Annotated in this window: 11 protein-coding genes; 6 read left to right on the top strand and 5 right to left on the bottom strand. The window is 70.5% G+C overall.

Annotation, left to right across the window (positions count from 1 at the left end; genetic code table 11):
• The first annotated feature begins 85 nt into the window (after positions 1 to 85).
• Positions 86 to 1,288: a cytochrome P450 gene (locus DN069_RS14000; RefSeq protein ID WP_111501285.1), complete on the top strand. Its 1,203-nt coding sequence runs from the start codon at positions 86 to 88 to the stop codon at positions 1,286 to 1,288.
• A gap of 106 nt (positions 1,289 to 1,394) precedes the next feature.
• On the opposite strand, the gene DN069_RS14005 is transcribed toward DN069_RS14000, so the two are convergent.
• The 5 genes from DN069_RS14005 to DN069_RS14025 form a co-directional block, all read right to left on the bottom strand.
• Positions 1,395 to 7,169 (bottom strand): non-ribosomal peptide synthetase, encoded by a 5,775-nt coding sequence (locus tag DN069_RS14005; protein WP_111501286.1) that lies wholly within the window; start codon positions 7,167 to 7,169, stop codon positions 1,395 to 1,397.
• A complete protein-coding gene (locus DN069_RS14010; RefSeq protein WP_111501287.1) occupies positions 7,166 to 8,590 on the bottom strand; it encodes a serine hydroxymethyltransferase in 1,425 nt (474 codons plus the stop codon). Before DN069_RS14010 ends, DN069_RS14005 begins: the two co-directional genes overlap by 4 nt.
• A gap of 28 nt (positions 8,591 to 8,618) precedes the next feature.
• Positions 8,619 to 8,858 (bottom strand): hypothetical protein, encoded by a 240-nt coding sequence (locus tag DN069_RS14015; RefSeq protein WP_111501288.1) that lies wholly within the window; start codon positions 8,856 to 8,858, stop codon positions 8,619 to 8,621.
• A gap of 22 nt (positions 8,859 to 8,880) precedes the next feature.
• Positions 8,881 to 9,693 (bottom strand): ABC transporter permease, encoded by an 813-nt coding sequence (locus DN069_RS14020; protein ID WP_111501289.1) that lies wholly within the window; start codon positions 9,691 to 9,693, stop codon positions 8,881 to 8,883.
• 294 nt (positions 9,694 to 9,987) lie between these two features.
• Positions 9,988 to 10,632 carry an FMN-binding negative transcriptional regulator gene (locus DN069_RS14025; protein WP_111501290.1) on the bottom strand — a complete coding sequence of 215 codons (645 nt, stop codon included), beginning with the start codon at positions 10,630 to 10,632 and terminating at the stop codon, positions 9,988 to 9,990.
• A 216-nt stretch (positions 10,633 to 10,848) separates the two neighbouring features.
• On the opposite strand from DN069_RS14025, the gene DN069_RS14030 reads away from it, so the two are divergent.
• From DN069_RS14030 to DN069_RS14050, 5 genes are all read left to right on the top strand, one after another.
• A complete protein-coding gene (locus DN069_RS14030) occupies positions 10,849 to 12,084 on the top strand; it encodes an arginine deiminase (RefSeq protein WP_111501291.1) in 1,236 nt (411 codons plus the stop codon).
• Positions 12,085 to 12,090: 6 nt separating this feature from the next.
• Positions 12,091 to 12,978, top strand: coding sequence for a dimethylargininase (gene ddaH, locus DN069_RS14035; RefSeq protein ID WP_341538471.1), 888 nt, complete (start codon positions 12,091 to 12,093; stop codon positions 12,976 to 12,978).
• A 49-nt stretch (positions 12,979 to 13,027) separates the two neighbouring features.
• Positions 13,028 to 14,350, top strand: coding sequence for a lysine N(6)-hydroxylase/L-ornithine N(5)-oxygenase family protein (locus DN069_RS14040; protein ID WP_111501293.1), 1,323 nt, complete (start codon positions 13,028 to 13,030; stop codon positions 14,348 to 14,350).
• A 92-nt stretch (positions 14,351 to 14,442) separates the two neighbouring features.
• Complete coding sequence (locus DN069_RS14045) at positions 14,443 to 15,186, top strand: response regulator transcription factor (protein WP_111501294.1); 744 nt, start codon at positions 14,443 to 14,445, stop codon at positions 15,184 to 15,186.
• Between the two features lie 105 nt (positions 15,187 to 15,291).
• On the top strand, positions 15,292 to 16,095 hold the full coding sequence (locus DN069_RS14050; RefSeq protein ID WP_111501295.1) for a thioesterase II family protein: 804 nt from the start codon (positions 15,292 to 15,294) through the stop codon (positions 16,093 to 16,095).
• The last annotated feature ends 170 nt before the right edge of the window (positions 16,096 to 16,265 follow it).

Here is a 16,265-nt window from a genome sequence, read left to right on the forward strand (position 1 = left end):
TGCCGAAAGAAATCCAATTCCACGCCGATTTCTTCCATAGCATGCGCCTGGAACGCTGGTGCGCATTCGCGATGGAGGGAAAGTCATGGCAACCGATTTCGCTGACCGGTGGGGATTCCCGGAGGACAAGTTCTGGCTGCGTGGCGAGCGTCCGAAGGAGCCCGTCGAGTGGAGCGAGGAGCTCAAGCGCTGGGAGGTCTACGGCTACGACGAGGTCAACGAGGCGCTCAGCAACAACGACTCGTACACGGCTGACTCCGCGAAGCTCTTCAACATCGACGAGGAGACCGCCAAGTACTTCGACGGTGACCTCGCTCAGATGAGCGGTCCCGAGCACACGAACATCCGCAAGCAGGTCAGCCACGCCTTCAGCCCGACGTTCATCGACCACCTGCAGCTGCGGGCCCGGGAACTGGCGGAGCAGTACGCCACCGAGCTGAAGGACATGCGCAAGTTCAACCTGCTGAGCGACTTCGTCGACCACGTCGCGGGCATCGTCTTCAGTGAGCTGCTGGGCATCCCGGCCGACGACCGCCGGATGTTCCGCGTGGTCGACCAGAACATGGACCAGCAGGCCGCGATGACGACGGTCAACGAGGGCACCGAGAACGACTACTTCGAGGCGCTCACCAAGCCGCTGCAGCCCCTGCGCGAGATGCTCGGCAAGCACGTGGACGCCAAGCTCGCGGACCCGAAGGAAGACCTCATCAGTCTGCTCTGCCAGGTCGAGAAGCTCGACGGCAACCAGATGACGCGGGACCAGATCATCAACTTCATCATCGGCATCCTGGGCGCCGGCCACCTGGCCACCCCGCTGCTGACCGCCAACACCCTCCTGTGCCTCGAGTCGTTCCCGGCGGAGTTCGACAAGATCAAGGCCGACCACTCGCTCATCCCGGGCATGCTCGAGGAGAGCATGCGCTTCCTGACGCCGGGTGCGGTCTCCTACCGCGCCACCCTCACCGAGGTCGACCTCGGCGGCCACCGGATTCCCGCGGACAGCCTGCTGCGGGTCTACCTCGGCGCCGCCAACCGCGACCCCAACCAGTTCCCGAACCCCGACGTGTACGACGTCACCCGCAAGCCGAACGCCCACCTCGGATTCGGGCGCGGCGCGCACTACTGCGTCGGCAGCCAGATGGTCCGGGTCGAGACCCGGGTCGTCTTCGAGGTCCTCCTGGAGCGGTTCCCCAAGCTGCGGGTCGACCCGGACATCACCCCGCTCTTCTTCAACTCGCCCGACTTCACCGGTGTGCGGTCCGGCGGCATGTGGGTGCGCGTCGACTGACCGCAGCCTTCGCACAAGCGCACCGACGCACGAGGAGCGGCCCCGGATTCCGGGGCCGCTCCTCGTCTGCGTCCGCGGTCACTGCTACCTGACCGCGGCAGGACGTCTACTCCTTGCCGTCCTTCTTGCCTGCCTTCGGCGGCGTCGTGGAGTGCTTCTCCATGCTCCTGCGGATCCTCTCCTGGGTCTGCGCCGCGACGTTCTCGGGGGACCACTCCTCGCGGGCCTCCGCGGTGAGCTGCTCCTTGAGCTCCTTGGCCTGTGCCTTGGCTTCCCTGCGCATGCGAGTCACCTGCTCCTTCATTTCGGTACGGATTCGTTGACGCTCGGTTGTCGGACGGTCGGGATCGAGTCCTGCCCTGGCCTTGAGCATGGCGCCGAGGCCGGGGCGGCTCCTGGCCGTCGCCGGTGCGAAGTGCTCGGACATCTCCGCGACGGTCGGGTGCTCGAACAGGACGCGTATCGAGACGTCGATCCCGAGAGAGCGCCGCATCCGGCCGGTGATCCGGGTGGCCTTCATCGAGTTGCACCCGCGGCCGAAGAAGTTGTCGTCGATGCCGATCTCCTCAACCCCGAGGACATCGGCGACCAGGGCGCAGACGGCCTCCTCCTGGGGTGTACGCGGCCTGCGGGAGCCGCCGCCGGAGACCGCCTCCGGCGCGGGGAGGGCGGCGTGGTCCACCCGTCCGTCGGCACCGCACGGGAGCTCAGGCAGGACCACCACGCATGCCGGCGCCAGATGCTCCGGCAGGTGCCGGGCCGCGAAGGCCGTCAGCTCCGCCACGGATGGCAGGGCGTCGCCCAGCGGCGCCGCGTATCCGACGATCCGCGCCTCGTGCGGGCCGCTGTCGGACAGGACCACCGCTGCGGCCCGGGCCACACCCGGGTGCCCGGCCAGAACCGCCCCGACCCGCTCCAGATGACCGGCGGGGAGCTCCCGACCGCGCACCCGCGGCCGCGGACCCGCCGGTCCGGCGAACTCCAGGCCACCGTCCTCGGAGCGGCGGGCCATGCTTCCGGTCCGGTACATCCGCGACCCCGGCGGTCCGGACGGATCGGCGACGAAGCACCCGGCCGTCCGACCCGGCTGCCCGAGGAAGCCGTGCGACGGCGTCCCGGCGAGATACAGCTCGCCGAGAGTGCCGGGCGGCACCGGGCGCAGCGCCCCGTCCAGCACCTGGGCCCGCATGCCCGCAGCCGGAGTGCCGAGCGGAAGCAGACCGACCAAGGGCCCGGACAACGCGCCGGCGGTGACCCAGGACACGAAGGCCGCCTCCAACTGCCGGTGGACCACCACCACCCGGGCGCCCCCCGCCGCGTCCCGCACGAGGTGGACCAGCGACTGGGGCACCGAGGCCCCCGACAGGACCACCGTATGAGCGCGCAGAGCGCTGCCACGGTGGCCCGGTAGGACCGCGGCGCACGCCGTGGTCGTACTGACCACGTCACCGGTCCAGTCCCGGACGGCGTCCGCGGGGTTCGCCGGGAGGTCGACCGTCGCCCCCGAGCTCAGCCCGGCCAGCAGATCGACCAGCATGCCGTCGTCGTCCGGAGAGGCCGCGAGCAACCGGTAGCCCGGGGTGAGCCCGGCAGCGGCGGCGAAGGCCTGCACGGTGGTGGCGAGGGCATGGTGGCTGACCGCGAGCGTGCCCGCCCCGGTGTCACCGTCCTGACCGGGGCGCACCCAGGCGGCATGCCCCGGGTCGAACGCGGCGGTGCCGTCGCGGCCCGCCGCCGTGCCGAGGTGCTCGGCATACCGGTCCACGTCCTCGGCCGAGATCCGCTGCACGGCGGTATCGGCGATGCTGCCGTCCGCGGCCGGGCGGACGAAGGCAGCGCCGGTCCTGAGCACCGCCAGCAGTGCCACGGCCAGCTGAGGGGACCGCGCCATGGTCAGGGCGACCACCGAGCCGGGACCGACGCCAGCCGACATCAGACGCTCGGCCAACCGAGCCGCCCAGGCCGTCAGTTCGGCGTAGGTCAGCGCCCTCCCCCCGCTGTTCACGGCCGGAGCGCCCGGCGTCCTGGCCGCATGCCACTCCACCAGCTCGTCCGTGGTCCGGTCGACGTCGGCAGCGGTACCGGCGCCGGTGGCGCCGGACGGCCCGTGCTCTCGTTCCAGCAGCAGGTCGAGCGCGGCCAGACGCCCGCCGGGGCTCGCCAGCAGGCGGAGCAGCACCTGCTGCAGCCGTTCAGCGAGAGTGACCACGGCCTCGTGCCGGTAGACGTCCCGGTGGTACTGGAGGGTCAGGCGCAGCCCGGATCCGGTCCCGGAACCGGGTGCTCCCACACGCTCCGGATCGGTCTCCACGAGGAGCGCCAGCGGATAGTTGGCGGCCCCCTCGGCGCGCACCTGCGCCACCTCGAGACCCGCGGCGGCGCTCGCCCGGGCGATGCCGGCGCGGTCGACCGGGTAGGACTGGAAGGCCACCAGAGTGTCGAACAGGGCGTCGAGTCCGAGGGACTCCTGAATCTCCGGCAGGCTGTGGTGGTGATGGTCCATCAGCACGGACTGCCGCTCCTGCAGCCGGGTCAGCACGGACGCGAAGGTCTCCTCCGGGCCGCAGCGCACCCGCACGGGCACGGTGTTGATGAACAGGCCGACGGTCGACTCCACCCCAGTCAGCGCGGCCGGCCGGCCGGAGACTGCCGCGCCGAACGTCACGTCCTCGCGCCCGGTGAGCGCGCCGAGCAGCACACCCCAGCAACCCTGCACCACCGTGCTGGGGGTGACACCGAGTTCGCGGGCACAGCGGGAAAGCAGCTGCGACTCCTCATCGGACAGGTCCACGGCCACGGTCCCGGCGCCCTGGCCCTCGACCGGCACCGCCTGCTCGGGCGCGAGCAGAGTCGGATCGAGGACACCGTCGAGCTCCTCCGCCCAGGCGCGGGCGGCCGCCTCCCGGTCCTGGTCCCGCAGCCAGGCCAGGAACCCGCCGAAGGACCCGGCCGCGGGGAGCGCGCCGGCGTCCCCGTCAGCGGCGTAGAGCTGCAGCAGCTCCAGTAGCAGGATCGGCTCCGACCAGCCGTCGATCAGCACGTGGTGGGTGGTGAGGACCAGGACGTGCTCGCGCTCGCCCAGCCGCACCAGGGTCAGGCGCAACATCGGGGGAGCGGCGCGGTCGAAACGCGCCGCGTAGTCCTCGGCGAGGAAGCGCTGCAGCGCGTCGTCGCGCTCGGCCGGAGCCGAGGCCGAGAGGTCGAGCTCCCGCCACGGCAGCGCGACGTCCGCCAGGACGAGCTGCGCCAGGCCGTCCTGATCGTCCGGCACGAAGGCCGTCCGCAGGCTCGCGTGCCGTGCCAGCAGGGCCTGACCGGCCACCCGCATCCTGGCCGGGTCGACCGTCCCGGAAACGCGGAACACGTTCTGCATCTGGTAGGCGTCGTGGTCGCCGTCGGCACGGGCCGACTCGAAGAGGATCCCCGACTGCAGCGCGGTCAGCGGCCACACGTCCTCCAGGCCCGGCCACTGCTCCTTGAACGCCAGGAACCGGGCGGAGGACGGATCGGTCAGCGGCCCCCGGTGGACGGACGCCGTCGAGGGCGATGCCGCCACGGCCGCCGTGGCCAGCGCGGCGACGGTGCGGCACTTGAACACCTGAGCCGGAGTGATCTCCAGGCCCCGCGCCCTGGCCCGGGTGGCGATCATGATGGCACGGATCGAACCGCCGCCGAGCCCCAGGAAATCGTCATCGGCGCCGACCCGTTCGACCCCCAGGACCTCGGCCCACACCTCGGCCAGGACCCGCTCCTGCTCCGAGTCCGGCTCGCGGTACGGCGTGAGCGTCCCGGGGGCCGGCGACGGATCGGGCAGCCCCATCCGGTCCAGCTTGCCGTTGGGCGTCAACGGCAGCCGCTCCAGGACCACGACCGCCGCGGGCACCATGTACTCCGGCAGCCGCAGAGCGGCGTGCGCCAGCAGCTCCTCCGGATCGAGGACCCCCGCGTCCTGCTCGGGCACCACGTAGGCGATCAGCCGGTTGTCCCGGGCGACCACCACGCTCTGGCGTACCTGCGGGTGAACCCGCAGCACCGTCTCGACCTCGCCGAGCTCCACCCGCAGGCCGTGGATCTTGACCTGGAAGTCCTTGCGGCCGACGAGCTCGATCATGCCGTCCAGGCGGTACCGTGCGACGTCGCCGGTGCGGTAGAGCCGCTCGTCGCGCACGAGGTCGCCGTAGCTCCAGTGCGTGAACCGCTCCGCGGTGCGCTCCGGCTGGTCCAGATAGCCGCGGGCCAGGCCGGTCCCGGCCAGGTACAGCTCACCCGGCACGCCCACCGGCACCGGCTGCAGGTGGTCGTCGAGGATGTAGGTGCGCTGATTGGCCATCGGGCGGCCGTAGGGGATGCTCGTCCACTCGGGGTCGACCTTGTCCACCTCAAAGAGGGTCGAGTGGATCGACGACTCGGTCGCGCCGCCCATGACGACGAACCTGAGGGCCGGGGCCAGCGCGCGCACCCGGTCCGGCAGAGTGACCGGAACCCAGTCGCCGCCGAGCAGCGCGAGCCGCAGCAGCGGAAGCGGCTCCGCGCCGCTCAGTTCGAGGTGCTCGGTGAGCAGACCGAGCAACGCGGGGGCCGAGTTCCAGACGGTGACGTTCTCCCGGACCAAGAGCTCGGCCCAGTGCGCGGGGTCCTTGGTGCGCCCGGCGTCCGGGACGACCACCGTGCCGCCCGCGAGGGTCAGCCCGAGGAACTCATAGACGGACATGTCGAAACTGGGCGAGGACAACGCGAGCACCGAGTCGCCCGCACCCACCTCGTAGCGGGTGTTGAGGTCGGCGATGTTGTTCAGCACCCCGCGGTGGCGCAGCGCGATGGGCTTGGGCGCACCCGTCGAGCCGGAGGTGTGGATGATGTAGCAGAGGTGCTCGGGCGAGGCGACGTGCGCCGGGTTGTGCCCCGGTGCCTTGGCGAGCAGCGCCGCGTCGCGGTCGAGCAGGACCAGCGGCGGGCTCGCACCGTCGGAGACAGGCAGGTTCCCGGTCAGGTCCTCGCGGCTGACCATCACCGCGCAGGAGGTGCCGGCGGCCATGACGGCGATCCGCTCGGCCGGATAGTCCGGGTCCAGCGGCACGTAGGCACCGCCCGCCTTGAGCACGGCCAGCTCCGCTACGAGCAGCTCCGCGGAGCGGTCCAGACACAGTCCGACCCGCACGTCCGGGCCCACGCCGAAGGAGCGCAGGTGGTGCGCCAGTCGATTGGCCTCGGTGTTGATCTGCCGGTACGTCAGCCGCCTGCCGCCGTGCACGACGGCGATCGCCTCGGGGGACTGCTCCACCCTGGCTTCGAAGGCCTCGTGCAGGCAGCCGCTGTTCGGCAGGTCGGTCCCGGTCCGGTTCCACTCGACGAGGGAGGTTTCCAGCTCCTGCGCGCTCAGGAGCCGCAGCTCGCGCACGGGGCAGTCCGGCCGCTCGGACGCGTCGGCGACCAGGATGCGGTAGTGCTCCAGCATGCGCCGGGCCGTGTCGCGATCGAACAGCTCTGTGTCGTAGAGCAGTTCCGCGGTCCCGCCGCGCACGACCAGGCGGAGCTCGACCGGGCCGGGATCGTCCCCGTCCGACTCGTCGGCCAGAGCGAAGCCCACCGCAACGGACTCGGCACGGGCGTCCGCAGCGGTGCTGGTCGTCGCCGCCAGCCGCACGGAGGAGTCGCCACTAACGGTGAAGCGCAGCTCCCCGTCCGGCACGGCGAGCGCGATGCGCTCCTGACCGGTGTACCGGTACAGCAGAGCCGCGAAGGCGGCGGCGAGAACCAGCTCGTCCGCGGTGTCCACCCCGGGCAGGCCCGTGGTCTCCACGGCCGTCGGGCCGGCGGCGCCCCCGGGCCGGCGCGGCCGGTCGGACGGGACGAGCGTAGGCGGCCAGATCCCCGTCGTCATGCGCCGACTCCGGTGAGCGGCGCCGGAACGGGCGGACCCGGCACGACGATCGGCAGCGGGTGGCGCGCGCACACCCACCGCACCTCGTCGCGCACCTCGGCCACGAGCGACGGGTCGATGCGGTAGTCGGTGTCCGACACGGTCGACGTGGCCGACAGGACGGTGTGCAGCAGTCGTGCGCACGTGCTCATCTCGTCGGGCCCCATACCGCGCTGGGCGAGGATGTTGGTGCCCAGCCGCAGGCCGCTGGTGATCAGGGGCGGCTTGGTGTCGCCGGGGATGCGGTTGCGGTTGGCGAGGATGCCGCACTCCTCCAGGGCGCGCTCCGCCGTCACCCCGGTCAGACCGACACTGGTGACGTCGATCAGCACCATGTGGTTGTCCGTGCCGCCCGTGAGGATCCGGTAGCCCAGGGCGGACAGCTCGTTCGCCAGCGCGCGGGCGTTGCGGACGATCAGACGGGCCGTCTCACGGAACGCCGGCTCCGAGGCGTTGGCGAACGCACGGGCCTTGGCGGCGATGGTGGCCGGGCTCGGGGTGCCCTGCGACTGCGGGAACACGGCCCGCTGCATCAGCTGGTGCAGCGGGGTGCGCCCGTCGGGACCGGGCGTCTCGAACTCTCGGCCGCTCAGGATCAGTCCGCCGCGGGGGCCGCCGAGCTGCTTGTAGGTGCTGGTGGTGGTCACGTGGGCGAGGTCGATCGGGTTCGGGTGCCGGCCCGCGGCCACCAGACCCGCGATGTGGGAGATGTCCGCGAGCAGGTAGGCCCCCACCGAGTCGGCGATCTCGCGGAACCGGGCGAAGTCGACCGTGCGCGGGTAGGCGCTGGCCCCGGCGACGAGCACCCGAGGGCGGTGCTCGGCGACCAGGTCCGTCAACTGGGCGAAGTCGATGCGTCCGGAGGAGTCCAGGCCGTAGGGCACGGGCCGGTAGTGACGACCGCTCACCGATGCCCGGGAGCCGTGCGTGAGATGGCCGCCGGCGTCCAGGTCCAGCCCCATGAGCACGTCGCCCGGCTTCATCAACGCCGCGAAGACCGCGAGGTTGGCGGAGGAGCACGAGTGCGGCTGCACATTGGCGTACTTCGCGCCGAACAGAAGCTTGGCCCGTTCCACGGCGAGTCTCTCGACCTGGTCGAACTGCTGGGCGCCGGGGTGGTATCGGGCGCCCGGATAGCCCTCGGCGGTGACGTTCGACAGCGCGGCGCCACCGGCGGCGAGCACCGAGGGGGCCGCGATGCTCGCCGACGCGATCATCGCGAGGGTGGAGTTCTGCAGTTGCACCTCGGCGTCGAGGATCTGCGCGAGCTCGGGGTCGGCTTCCTGGAGCGCGCCGATGCCGATCCGCAGCAGGGCCGCCTGCTGGCCCTCGGAGCTGCTGCGGTGCGCAGCTCGCTCGCCCGTGGCTGGCTGACGTGTCATCACCGGTACCTCATCACTGTTGAAGGGATCAGCGGGTGTTGTCTTCGTTGGGGTTGCTCATGGCCCAGACGGAGCCCAGGACGCTCAGCCCGGCGCAGCAGGCGACAGCGATGGCCGCGTTGGCCAGGTTGTCGACCAGGGCGATCTGCCAGGTCCCCGAGTGGTGCTGCGCCCGGTGACCTTCCAGGGCGACGATCTTCGATGGAGCGGAGGGGCCGCTGAGGCGAGCAGCGCGCTCGTCCGTGGCCGGTAGACGTGTGATCACCATTGCCTCGTCACTGTTGAAGGGATCAGCAGGTGCGGTCCTTGCTGAAATTGCGCATGGCCCAGCTGAGACCGAGGGCGCTCAGCCCGGCGCACCAGGCGACGGCGATGATCGCGTTGTCGCCGATCGCGGCGCCGGTGAGCAGGCCGCGCAGGGTCTCGATCATGGGTGTGAAGGGCTGGTACTCCGCGAACTGACGCAACCCGCCGGGCATCGAGGCCGCGGGCACGATGCCCGAGCCGACGAAAGGCAGCATGATCAGGGGGAGCGGCGCGTTGGAGGCTGCGTCCAGGGTCTTTGCGGCCAGGCCGAAGGCGACACCGAGCCAGGTCAGGGTCAGCGCCACGGTGGTGAGCAACCCCACGACGGCCAGCCACCGCACGGGGCCGGCCGTGGAGGTGAAGCCCAGGAGCAGGGCCACGCCCAGCACGGCAGCCATGGAGACCATGGTCTGCAGCACCGCGGCGACGACACGGGAGATCACAAGCGCCGGGCGGAAGATCGCCATGGTCCTGAAGCGAGCGATGATCCCCTCGGTCATGTCGATGTTGGTGGAGGCCGCCGTGCTCAGCGAACCGGTGGCGGCGGTCATGATGAGCAGCCCGGGCACCACGTAGTCGACGTACTTCCCTGCGGCCAGGTCGGGTTGACCCGCCGCAGGGAGGACGCCGGCCACGCCGACGTCCATGGCGTGGCCGAAGACGTAGACGAAGAGCAGCAGGAACAGCACCGGGATGCCGATGACCACCACCAAAGTGGTGGGATAACGCACCAGATTCTTGATGGCACGGCGTAGCAGGGCCACCGTGTCGGCGACCGCGTAGGCGGCCGAACTCATGCCCAGACCTCCACCACGATCGCCGCTGCTGTGCCGTGTCCTCGCGAACTCCAGGCTCGGTGGGCCGACATGGCAACTCCTCCCTGGGCGGACCGTGCGACTCGGGCTCGGGCCGGGGTCATCTGCAAAGCGGGTCCGCCGCGCCTCCAAGTCGGGCAGGCGTTCTGTTATTAGAGCGACGGCGCGCCAACCGGCGCGCCGCGACTGAAAGTATCCTGACAGCAGCGAGTGATATTTCTCCCATTCCGAGGTCGGGGAAGAAGGGGACTCTTTCCGAGCACAGTCGGTACATGCTCACCGAAGCCTTTCCATGAGATCGGCGGTGGCCTGGTGGCGAGTACACGGGCTGGCACCGAACGATTCTCTGACGCGGTCCCTGGTTTCCGGCGACTGCTCCTGGCTGAGTTTGAACATCCCGTCCGCCCCGGTCACGTGGAACCGAAAAGCGCCGACGCCGGGAAGAATCTTCTGGAAATAGCAGACGGATTCAGTCATGTCCCAGTCGGCGCCGAAGTCCCGCTCGAAGGCCCGGACCGTGGCGGAGACCACCTCGAGCGTCTCGTCCTCGGATTCGATCTTCTCGACCGTCCCGCGTACGTGGACCGAGGTGAAGTCCCACGTGGGGGCGGCCGGGGTGAAGCCGTAGACCGTCGGCGACACGTACCCGTGCGGCCCGGTGAAGGTGAGCAGCACGGTCTGCGTGTCCGTCAGCGCGGACCAGTGCGGGTTGCTCCGGTTCATGTGCCCGATCAGCGTCACCCCGGCCAGGCCGTGCGGCCAGTTCCCGCCGGTCTGCGGGGACGGGATGACGGGCAGATGGGTCGCGAAGGGGGCGGAGCCCTCGGCCCCGTTGGACACCATGAGCGCCAGCGGGTTGCCCCGGACCAGTTCGGACATCCAGGAGCCTTCCGGCTCCCGATAGGGCTGGGGAACGTACATCTCGACCGCCTTTCGAAGTCGGTGGTTCCGTCGTCAAGGCGAGGCTAGCCACCGGCATTTTCGAGTCGCTATCGAGCCGTTTCCGACGGCGGGATAACGGATCGGCGGGGCGGTGTCCGCGATCCGGAAAGTGTTTCGATAACGAAAAGGAAGGCCCCCGCGATAGCTTCGGAGGGTGATTGGTAGTCACCCAGTGCCGACGCCAGGGGAGAGAGAATGTACCAGGTCAATTCTGAGGTGGGTGTGCTACGGCAGGTAATCCTGCACGAGCCGGGTCTGGAATTCGAGCGGCTGACACCCGACAACAAGGACGCACTGCTCTTCGACGACGTCGTCTGGGTGGAGCGCGCGCAGCAGGAGCACCAGGCGTTCCAGCAGATCTTCCGCAACCGCGGTGTCACCGTGCACCTGCTGCAGGACCTGCTCACCGAGACGCTCAAGAGCGACGAGGCCGTCTCCTTCATGCTCGGCCGCGTGCTCGACGGCCGACAGGCCCACATGGGTGCCGTGCTCGCCGCCGAGACCCGTCGGGCGCTGACCGCACTGGGCCCCGGAGACCTGGCCGCTCACCTGATCGGCGGACTCAACAAGCGCGAGCTCAGGGAGATCCTGGGGGAGCGACCGTCCGGCGCCCGCTCCCTGGGTCTCGATGTGCTGGCCGACGACGAGTTCGTGCTGACGCCGCTGCCCAACGCTCTCTTCACCCGCGACACCAGCTGCTGGATCTACGACGGCGTCTCGGTGAACCCGATGATGATGACCGGACGCTCCCGGGAGACCGTCGCCTACGAGGCCATCTACGACTTCCACCCGCAGTTCGCCGACCGCGCCGCCGATCGCTGGACCGACGGGGAGGCGATGGCGCCGGCCGCGATCGAGGGAGGCGACGTGGCCGTCCTCGGCAACGGCACCGTCCTGGTCGGGCTCGGCGAACGCACCACCCCCGCCGGCATCGAACACCTGGCCATGCGTCTGTTCGCAGCCGGCGCCGCGAACCGCGTCATCGTCGCGGAACTGCCGAAGTCCCGTGCGGTCATGCACCTGGACACGGTGCTGACCATGGTGGACACCGACGCCTTCGTCCTCTTCTCGGAGCTCGACCGCGCCACGCTGCGGTCCTGGACGCTGACCCCCGGAAGCCGCTGGGAGCCGACCATCACCGAGAACAAGGACCTCTTCGCGGAGATCGGTACCGCACTGGGCCTGAGCTCGGTCCGCGTCCTGCAGTCGGGCAAGGACTCCTACAGCGCCCACCGCGAGCAGTGGAACGACGGCTGCAACCTGCTGGCCCTCGCCCCCGGAACCGTCATCGCCTACGAGATCAACGACCACAGCAACCGGATGCTCGAGGAGAACGGCATCGAGGTGCTGCGCCTCCAGGGCGACCAGCTGGGCCGAGGACGCGGCGGACCCCGCTGCATGAGCTGCCCCATCGAACGCGACGCCGCCTGAAACCCGCTGCCCCGCACAACCACCACACGAGAGGACACCGCCATGCCCAACACCCCGCGCCACGCCACACCGCGCCACTACCTGATGTGCCGTCCGACCCACTTCGACGTCAACTACGCGATCAACCCGTGGATGGACCCGACCGCGCCGGTCGACCCCGAATTGGCCGTCAAGCAGTGGGAACAGCTGCGTGAGCTGTACCAGCAGTACGGACACACCGTCGACCTGCTCGACCCCGTCCCCGGCCTGCCGGACATGGTGTTCTCGGCCAACGGCGCCACCGTCGTGGAGGACCGCGTCCTCATCGCCCGGTTCCGCCACGAGGAGCGCGCCCCGGAGGCCGCCCACTACCAGGAGTGGTTCACCGCCCAGGGCTACCCGGAGGTCCACACCGCCCGGTACATCAACGAGGCCGAGGGCGACTACATCGTCGTGGGCGACACGGTCCTGGCAGGCACCGGCTTCCGAACCGACCCCGAGGCCCACGGGGAGCTCCGGCGGGCCCTTCGCCGTCCGGTGGTCACCCTCACCCTCGTCGACCCCCGCTTCTACCACCTGGACACCGCGCTCGCCGCGCTGTCCGACACCGAGGTCGCCTACTACCCGGGGGCCTTCTCCGAGGGCAGCCTCGAGGCCCTGCGGATCCTCTACCCCGACGCGATCCTCGTCGACGAGCAGGACGCGCTCTCCTTCGGCCTGAACGCCGTCTCCGACGGCCACCACGTCTTCCTGCCCGACACGGCGGAAGGCTTCGCCCGGCAGTTGTGGGAGCACGGCTTCGAACCCGTCGGGGTCGACCTCTCCGAACTGCTCAAAGCCGGCGGCAGCGTCAAGTGCTGCACGCTCGAGATCCGGCACCCCGCTCTCAGCCGGACCGCCCTCGCCGTCGGATGACGGGCGCAAAGGGCCCTGCCACCAGCACAGCTACCAAGTGGAGACAGTCATGAGTGCACGTCAGCCAACAACGTACGACGTGGTGGGCATCGGATTCGGTCCGTCCAATCTGGCGCTCTCCATCTCCCTGGAGGAACACCACGCCAACATCGTGACGGACCCGATCACGTCCGTGTTCTTCGAGCGGCAGCCGAGGTTCGGTTGGCACCGGGGCATGCTGCTGCCCGCCGCGACCATGCAGATCTCGTTCCTGAAGGACCTCGTCACCTTCCGCAACCCGACCTCGCGGTTCAGCTTCGTCGCGTTCCTTCACGCGCAGGGCCGCCTCGCCCAGTTCGTCAACCGCAAGGACTTCTATCCGACCCGCCAGGAGTTCCACCAGTACCTGGAGTGGGCCGCCGAGCAGATGGTCGGCACGGTGTCCTACGGGTCGTCGGTGACAGCCGTACGGCTGCCCGAGGGCCGGTCCGGCCAGGAGGCCGACCACCTGGAGGTCGAGGTCCGCGACGCGGCGACCGAGCAGGTGCGCCGCGTCGGCGCCCGCAACATCGTGATCTCCACCGGCCTGGTGGCCACCCTGCCCGACGGCGCGAGCCGCAACGAACACGTCTGGCACAGTTCGGAGTTCCTCTACCGCTACGGCCAGGCCGACCTGCGCGAGCTCAAGAGCGTGGCGGTCGTCGGGGCCGGCCAGAGCGCGGCGGAGATCACCCGGTTCTTCCACGACAACCTGCCGGACGCACAGGTCCACGCGATCCTGCCCTCCTACGGCTACAGCGTCGCCGACGACACCCCCTTCGCCAACCAGATCTTCGACACCGAGGCGATCGAGGACTACTACTACGGCGGCCAGTCCACCCGCGACGCGTTCTGGCGCTACCACCGCAACACCAACTACGGAGTGGTGGACGTCGCCGACATCCGAGGCCTCTACCAGATCCAGTACGACGAGGCCGTATCCGGCGTCAAGCGGCTGCACTACCACCCGCTGACCCGCGTCCAGGGCGTCGAGGAGCGCGACGGCCGGGGCCGGGCGCTGCTGAAGTCCCTGAACCGGCCGGCACCCTACGAGCTCGACGTCGACGCGATCGTCTTCGCCACCGGCTACGCCCAGCTCGACCCCTCCACCCTCCTCGGCGACCTGGACCGCCACTGCCTGCGCGACGCCTCCGGACGTCACCAGGTCACCCGCGACTACCGCCTGGTCACCACCGACGACCTGCCCTTCGGCATCTACCTGCAGGGCGGCACCGAGCACACGCACGGGCTCACCTCGGCCCTGCTGTCGAACATCGCGGTGCGCAGCGGCGAGATAGCGGACTCCGTCGTGCACCGGCGCGCCAAGAGCGAACTGCTGGCCATCGCCGGGTGACCACGGCACACCACCATCACCTGCTCCACCCGGGCACCGACGCGCCGAACGGCTGCGGTGCTCCCGTCTCCCACCGAAGGAAGTGACCGACGATGCGTCTCGTCATCGCCGAAGGTTCCTCGATACTCAGGGCGGGCCTGGCCCACGTTCTCGCCGACCGCGGCCACGAGCTCGTCGCCGCGGTCCACGACGCGCGGGCCCTCCCCGCCCTGGTCCGTGAGGAGCGGCCCGACGCCCTCATCGCCAACGTCAGGCTCGCACCCGATTGGCGTGACGAGGGCGTGGGGGCCGCCCTCGACGCCCGCCGCGACCGGGCCGGACTGGGGGTCCTGCTCTTCGCGGCGACCCCTGATCCGGCGCACGTCGCCCGGCTCTTCGCCACTGGCACGTCCGGGCTGGGCTACCTTCTGCAGGACCGGATGGCCGACGCCGACCAGCTCGTGGACTCGCTGGCCCAGGTGGCCAAGGGCGGCACGGTCGTCGACCCGCGCATGGTCGGCGCCCTGGCCGTCCGAGCGGTCCCGTCGGGTCAGCAGGCCGGCGGGGGAGCGCTGGCCGCGCTGACCGAACGCGAGCGGGAGGTCCTGGCGCTCGTGGCACAGGGACGCTCGAACAGCGCCATCGCCGCCCGCCTGTTCATCTCCTCGGGCACTGTCGAGAAGCGGCTCGCGTCCGTCTTCGACAAGCTCGCCGTCCCCAGCGGCCCGGAGGACAACCGTCGGGTGCTCGCCGTCCTGCACTACCTCAAGGAACAGCAGTCCGAACAGAACCCCGAGGTCCTGTGGCCGGCCCCCGACCGGCGGCCCAGGCTGCGAGCCGTCCGCGAGGCGGCCTGAGCTGCCCGTGAAGGAAAACTGACAGGACGTCGGCCCACCCCGACGGCCCCGTGAGAACCTACGCGATGTCCCGCAGCGTTGTGGGCCCACACGCGAGGGGGCGAGATGACACACAGCCGCGACACCCAGTGGATACAGAGTGTGCGGCCGGTACCCCGCCCCACGACCCGACTGGTCTGCCTCCCGCACTCCGGCGGATCGGTGGACAGCTTCAACGCCCTGGGCGCCGCCCTGCCGACCGACACCGAACTGCTGACCGTGCAGTACCTGCGGCCCGGCCGCATGGAGCCGGCGGAACTGGCCCTGCGCCTCGCCGCTGACGGCGCCCGCATCGCCGAAGAGCTGACGCAGGATCACCCGGCCCCGTTCGCGGCCGACCTCGCCCTGTTCGGGCACGGCCTCGGAGCGCTGCTCGCCTACGAGACCACGCGGGCACTCGAACGGAACGGCCGTCCGCCCGCCGCCCTGTTCGTGTCCGGCGCCCCGGTCGTCTCCACGCCGAACAGCCTCGCCCGGGACCTGCCCGTGGACGACGCCCAGCTCTGGTCGGCCCTGTGCGAACTCGGCCAGGTCGACCCGGCGATCGCCGGAAACCCCGGGCTGCGCCGGCTGATGCTGCCCCCGCTCCGCGCCGACGTACGCACCCTCCGCAGTTGGCGACCGGTGCCGGGCGCGGAGCCGCTGTCCTGCCCGGTGCGCTGCTACTACACACCGGGCGACCCGCTGGCCGGNNGCAGCGCTCACCACCGGGCCGTACAGCGCCCACATCCGCCCCGGCGGCCACTTCCACCTCTGGAGCGACACCGACTCGCTGGTCCGCGACATCCAGGCCACCACGCGCCACGACGTGGCCGTGGCCTGCTGACGGACACGGCCGTCCTCTCGGAAACCGCCCGCGCGGGTCGGTGATTTTTCGCTGTCCTGTCGACGGGACTCAGCTCGCGCGTGACCTGGACCGCCGCGTCGGGCCGACCACGGCCCGGGACGTTCAAGGCCCCCGGAAAGCCCCTCGATAATGCGCCGAAACAGGCGGCTCCTAAGGTCGAACCCGTCCCACCGCACCCACGGGACGGCTGCCG

It is taken from the genome of Streptacidiphilus pinicola, assembly GCF_003258295.1.
GTDB lineage: Bacteria > Actinomycetota > Actinomycetes > Streptomycetales > Streptomycetaceae > Streptacidiphilus > Streptacidiphilus pinicola.

Bases quoted from the DNA above. Each gene is read 5' to 3' on its own strand.
- DN069_RS14000 (WP_111501285.1), top strand. From the start codon at position 86: ATGGCAACCGATTTCGCTGACCGGTGGGGATTCCCGGAGGACAAGTTC.
- DN069_RS14005 (WP_111501286.1), bottom strand. From the start codon at position 7,169: ATGACGACGGGGATCTGGCCGCCTACGCTCGTCCCGTCCGACCGGCCG.
- DN069_RS14010 (WP_111501287.1), bottom strand. From the start codon at position 8,590: ATGACACGTCAGCCAGCCACGGGCGAGCGAGCTGCGCACCGCAGCAGC.
- DN069_RS14015 (WP_111501288.1), bottom strand. From the start codon at position 8,858: ATGGTGATCACACGTCTACCGGCCACGGACGAGCGCGCTGCTCGCCTC.
- DN069_RS14020 (WP_111501289.1), bottom strand. From the start codon at position 9,693: ATGAGTTCGGCCGCCTACGCGGTCGCCGACACGGTGGCCCTGCTACGC.
- DN069_RS14025 (WP_111501290.1), bottom strand. From the start codon at position 10,632: ATGTACGTTCCCCAGCCCTATCGGGAGCCGGAAGGCTCCTGGATGTCC.
- DN069_RS14030 (WP_111501291.1), top strand. From the start codon at position 10,849: ATGTACCAGGTCAATTCTGAGGTGGGTGTGCTACGGCAGGTAATCCTG.
- DN069_RS14040 (WP_111501293.1), top strand. From the start codon at position 13,028: ATGAGTGCACGTCAGCCAACAACGTACGACGTGGTGGGCATCGGATTC.
- DN069_RS14045 (WP_111501294.1), top strand. From the start codon at position 14,443: ATGCGTCTCGTCATCGCCGAAGGTTCCTCGATACTCAGGGCGGGCCTG.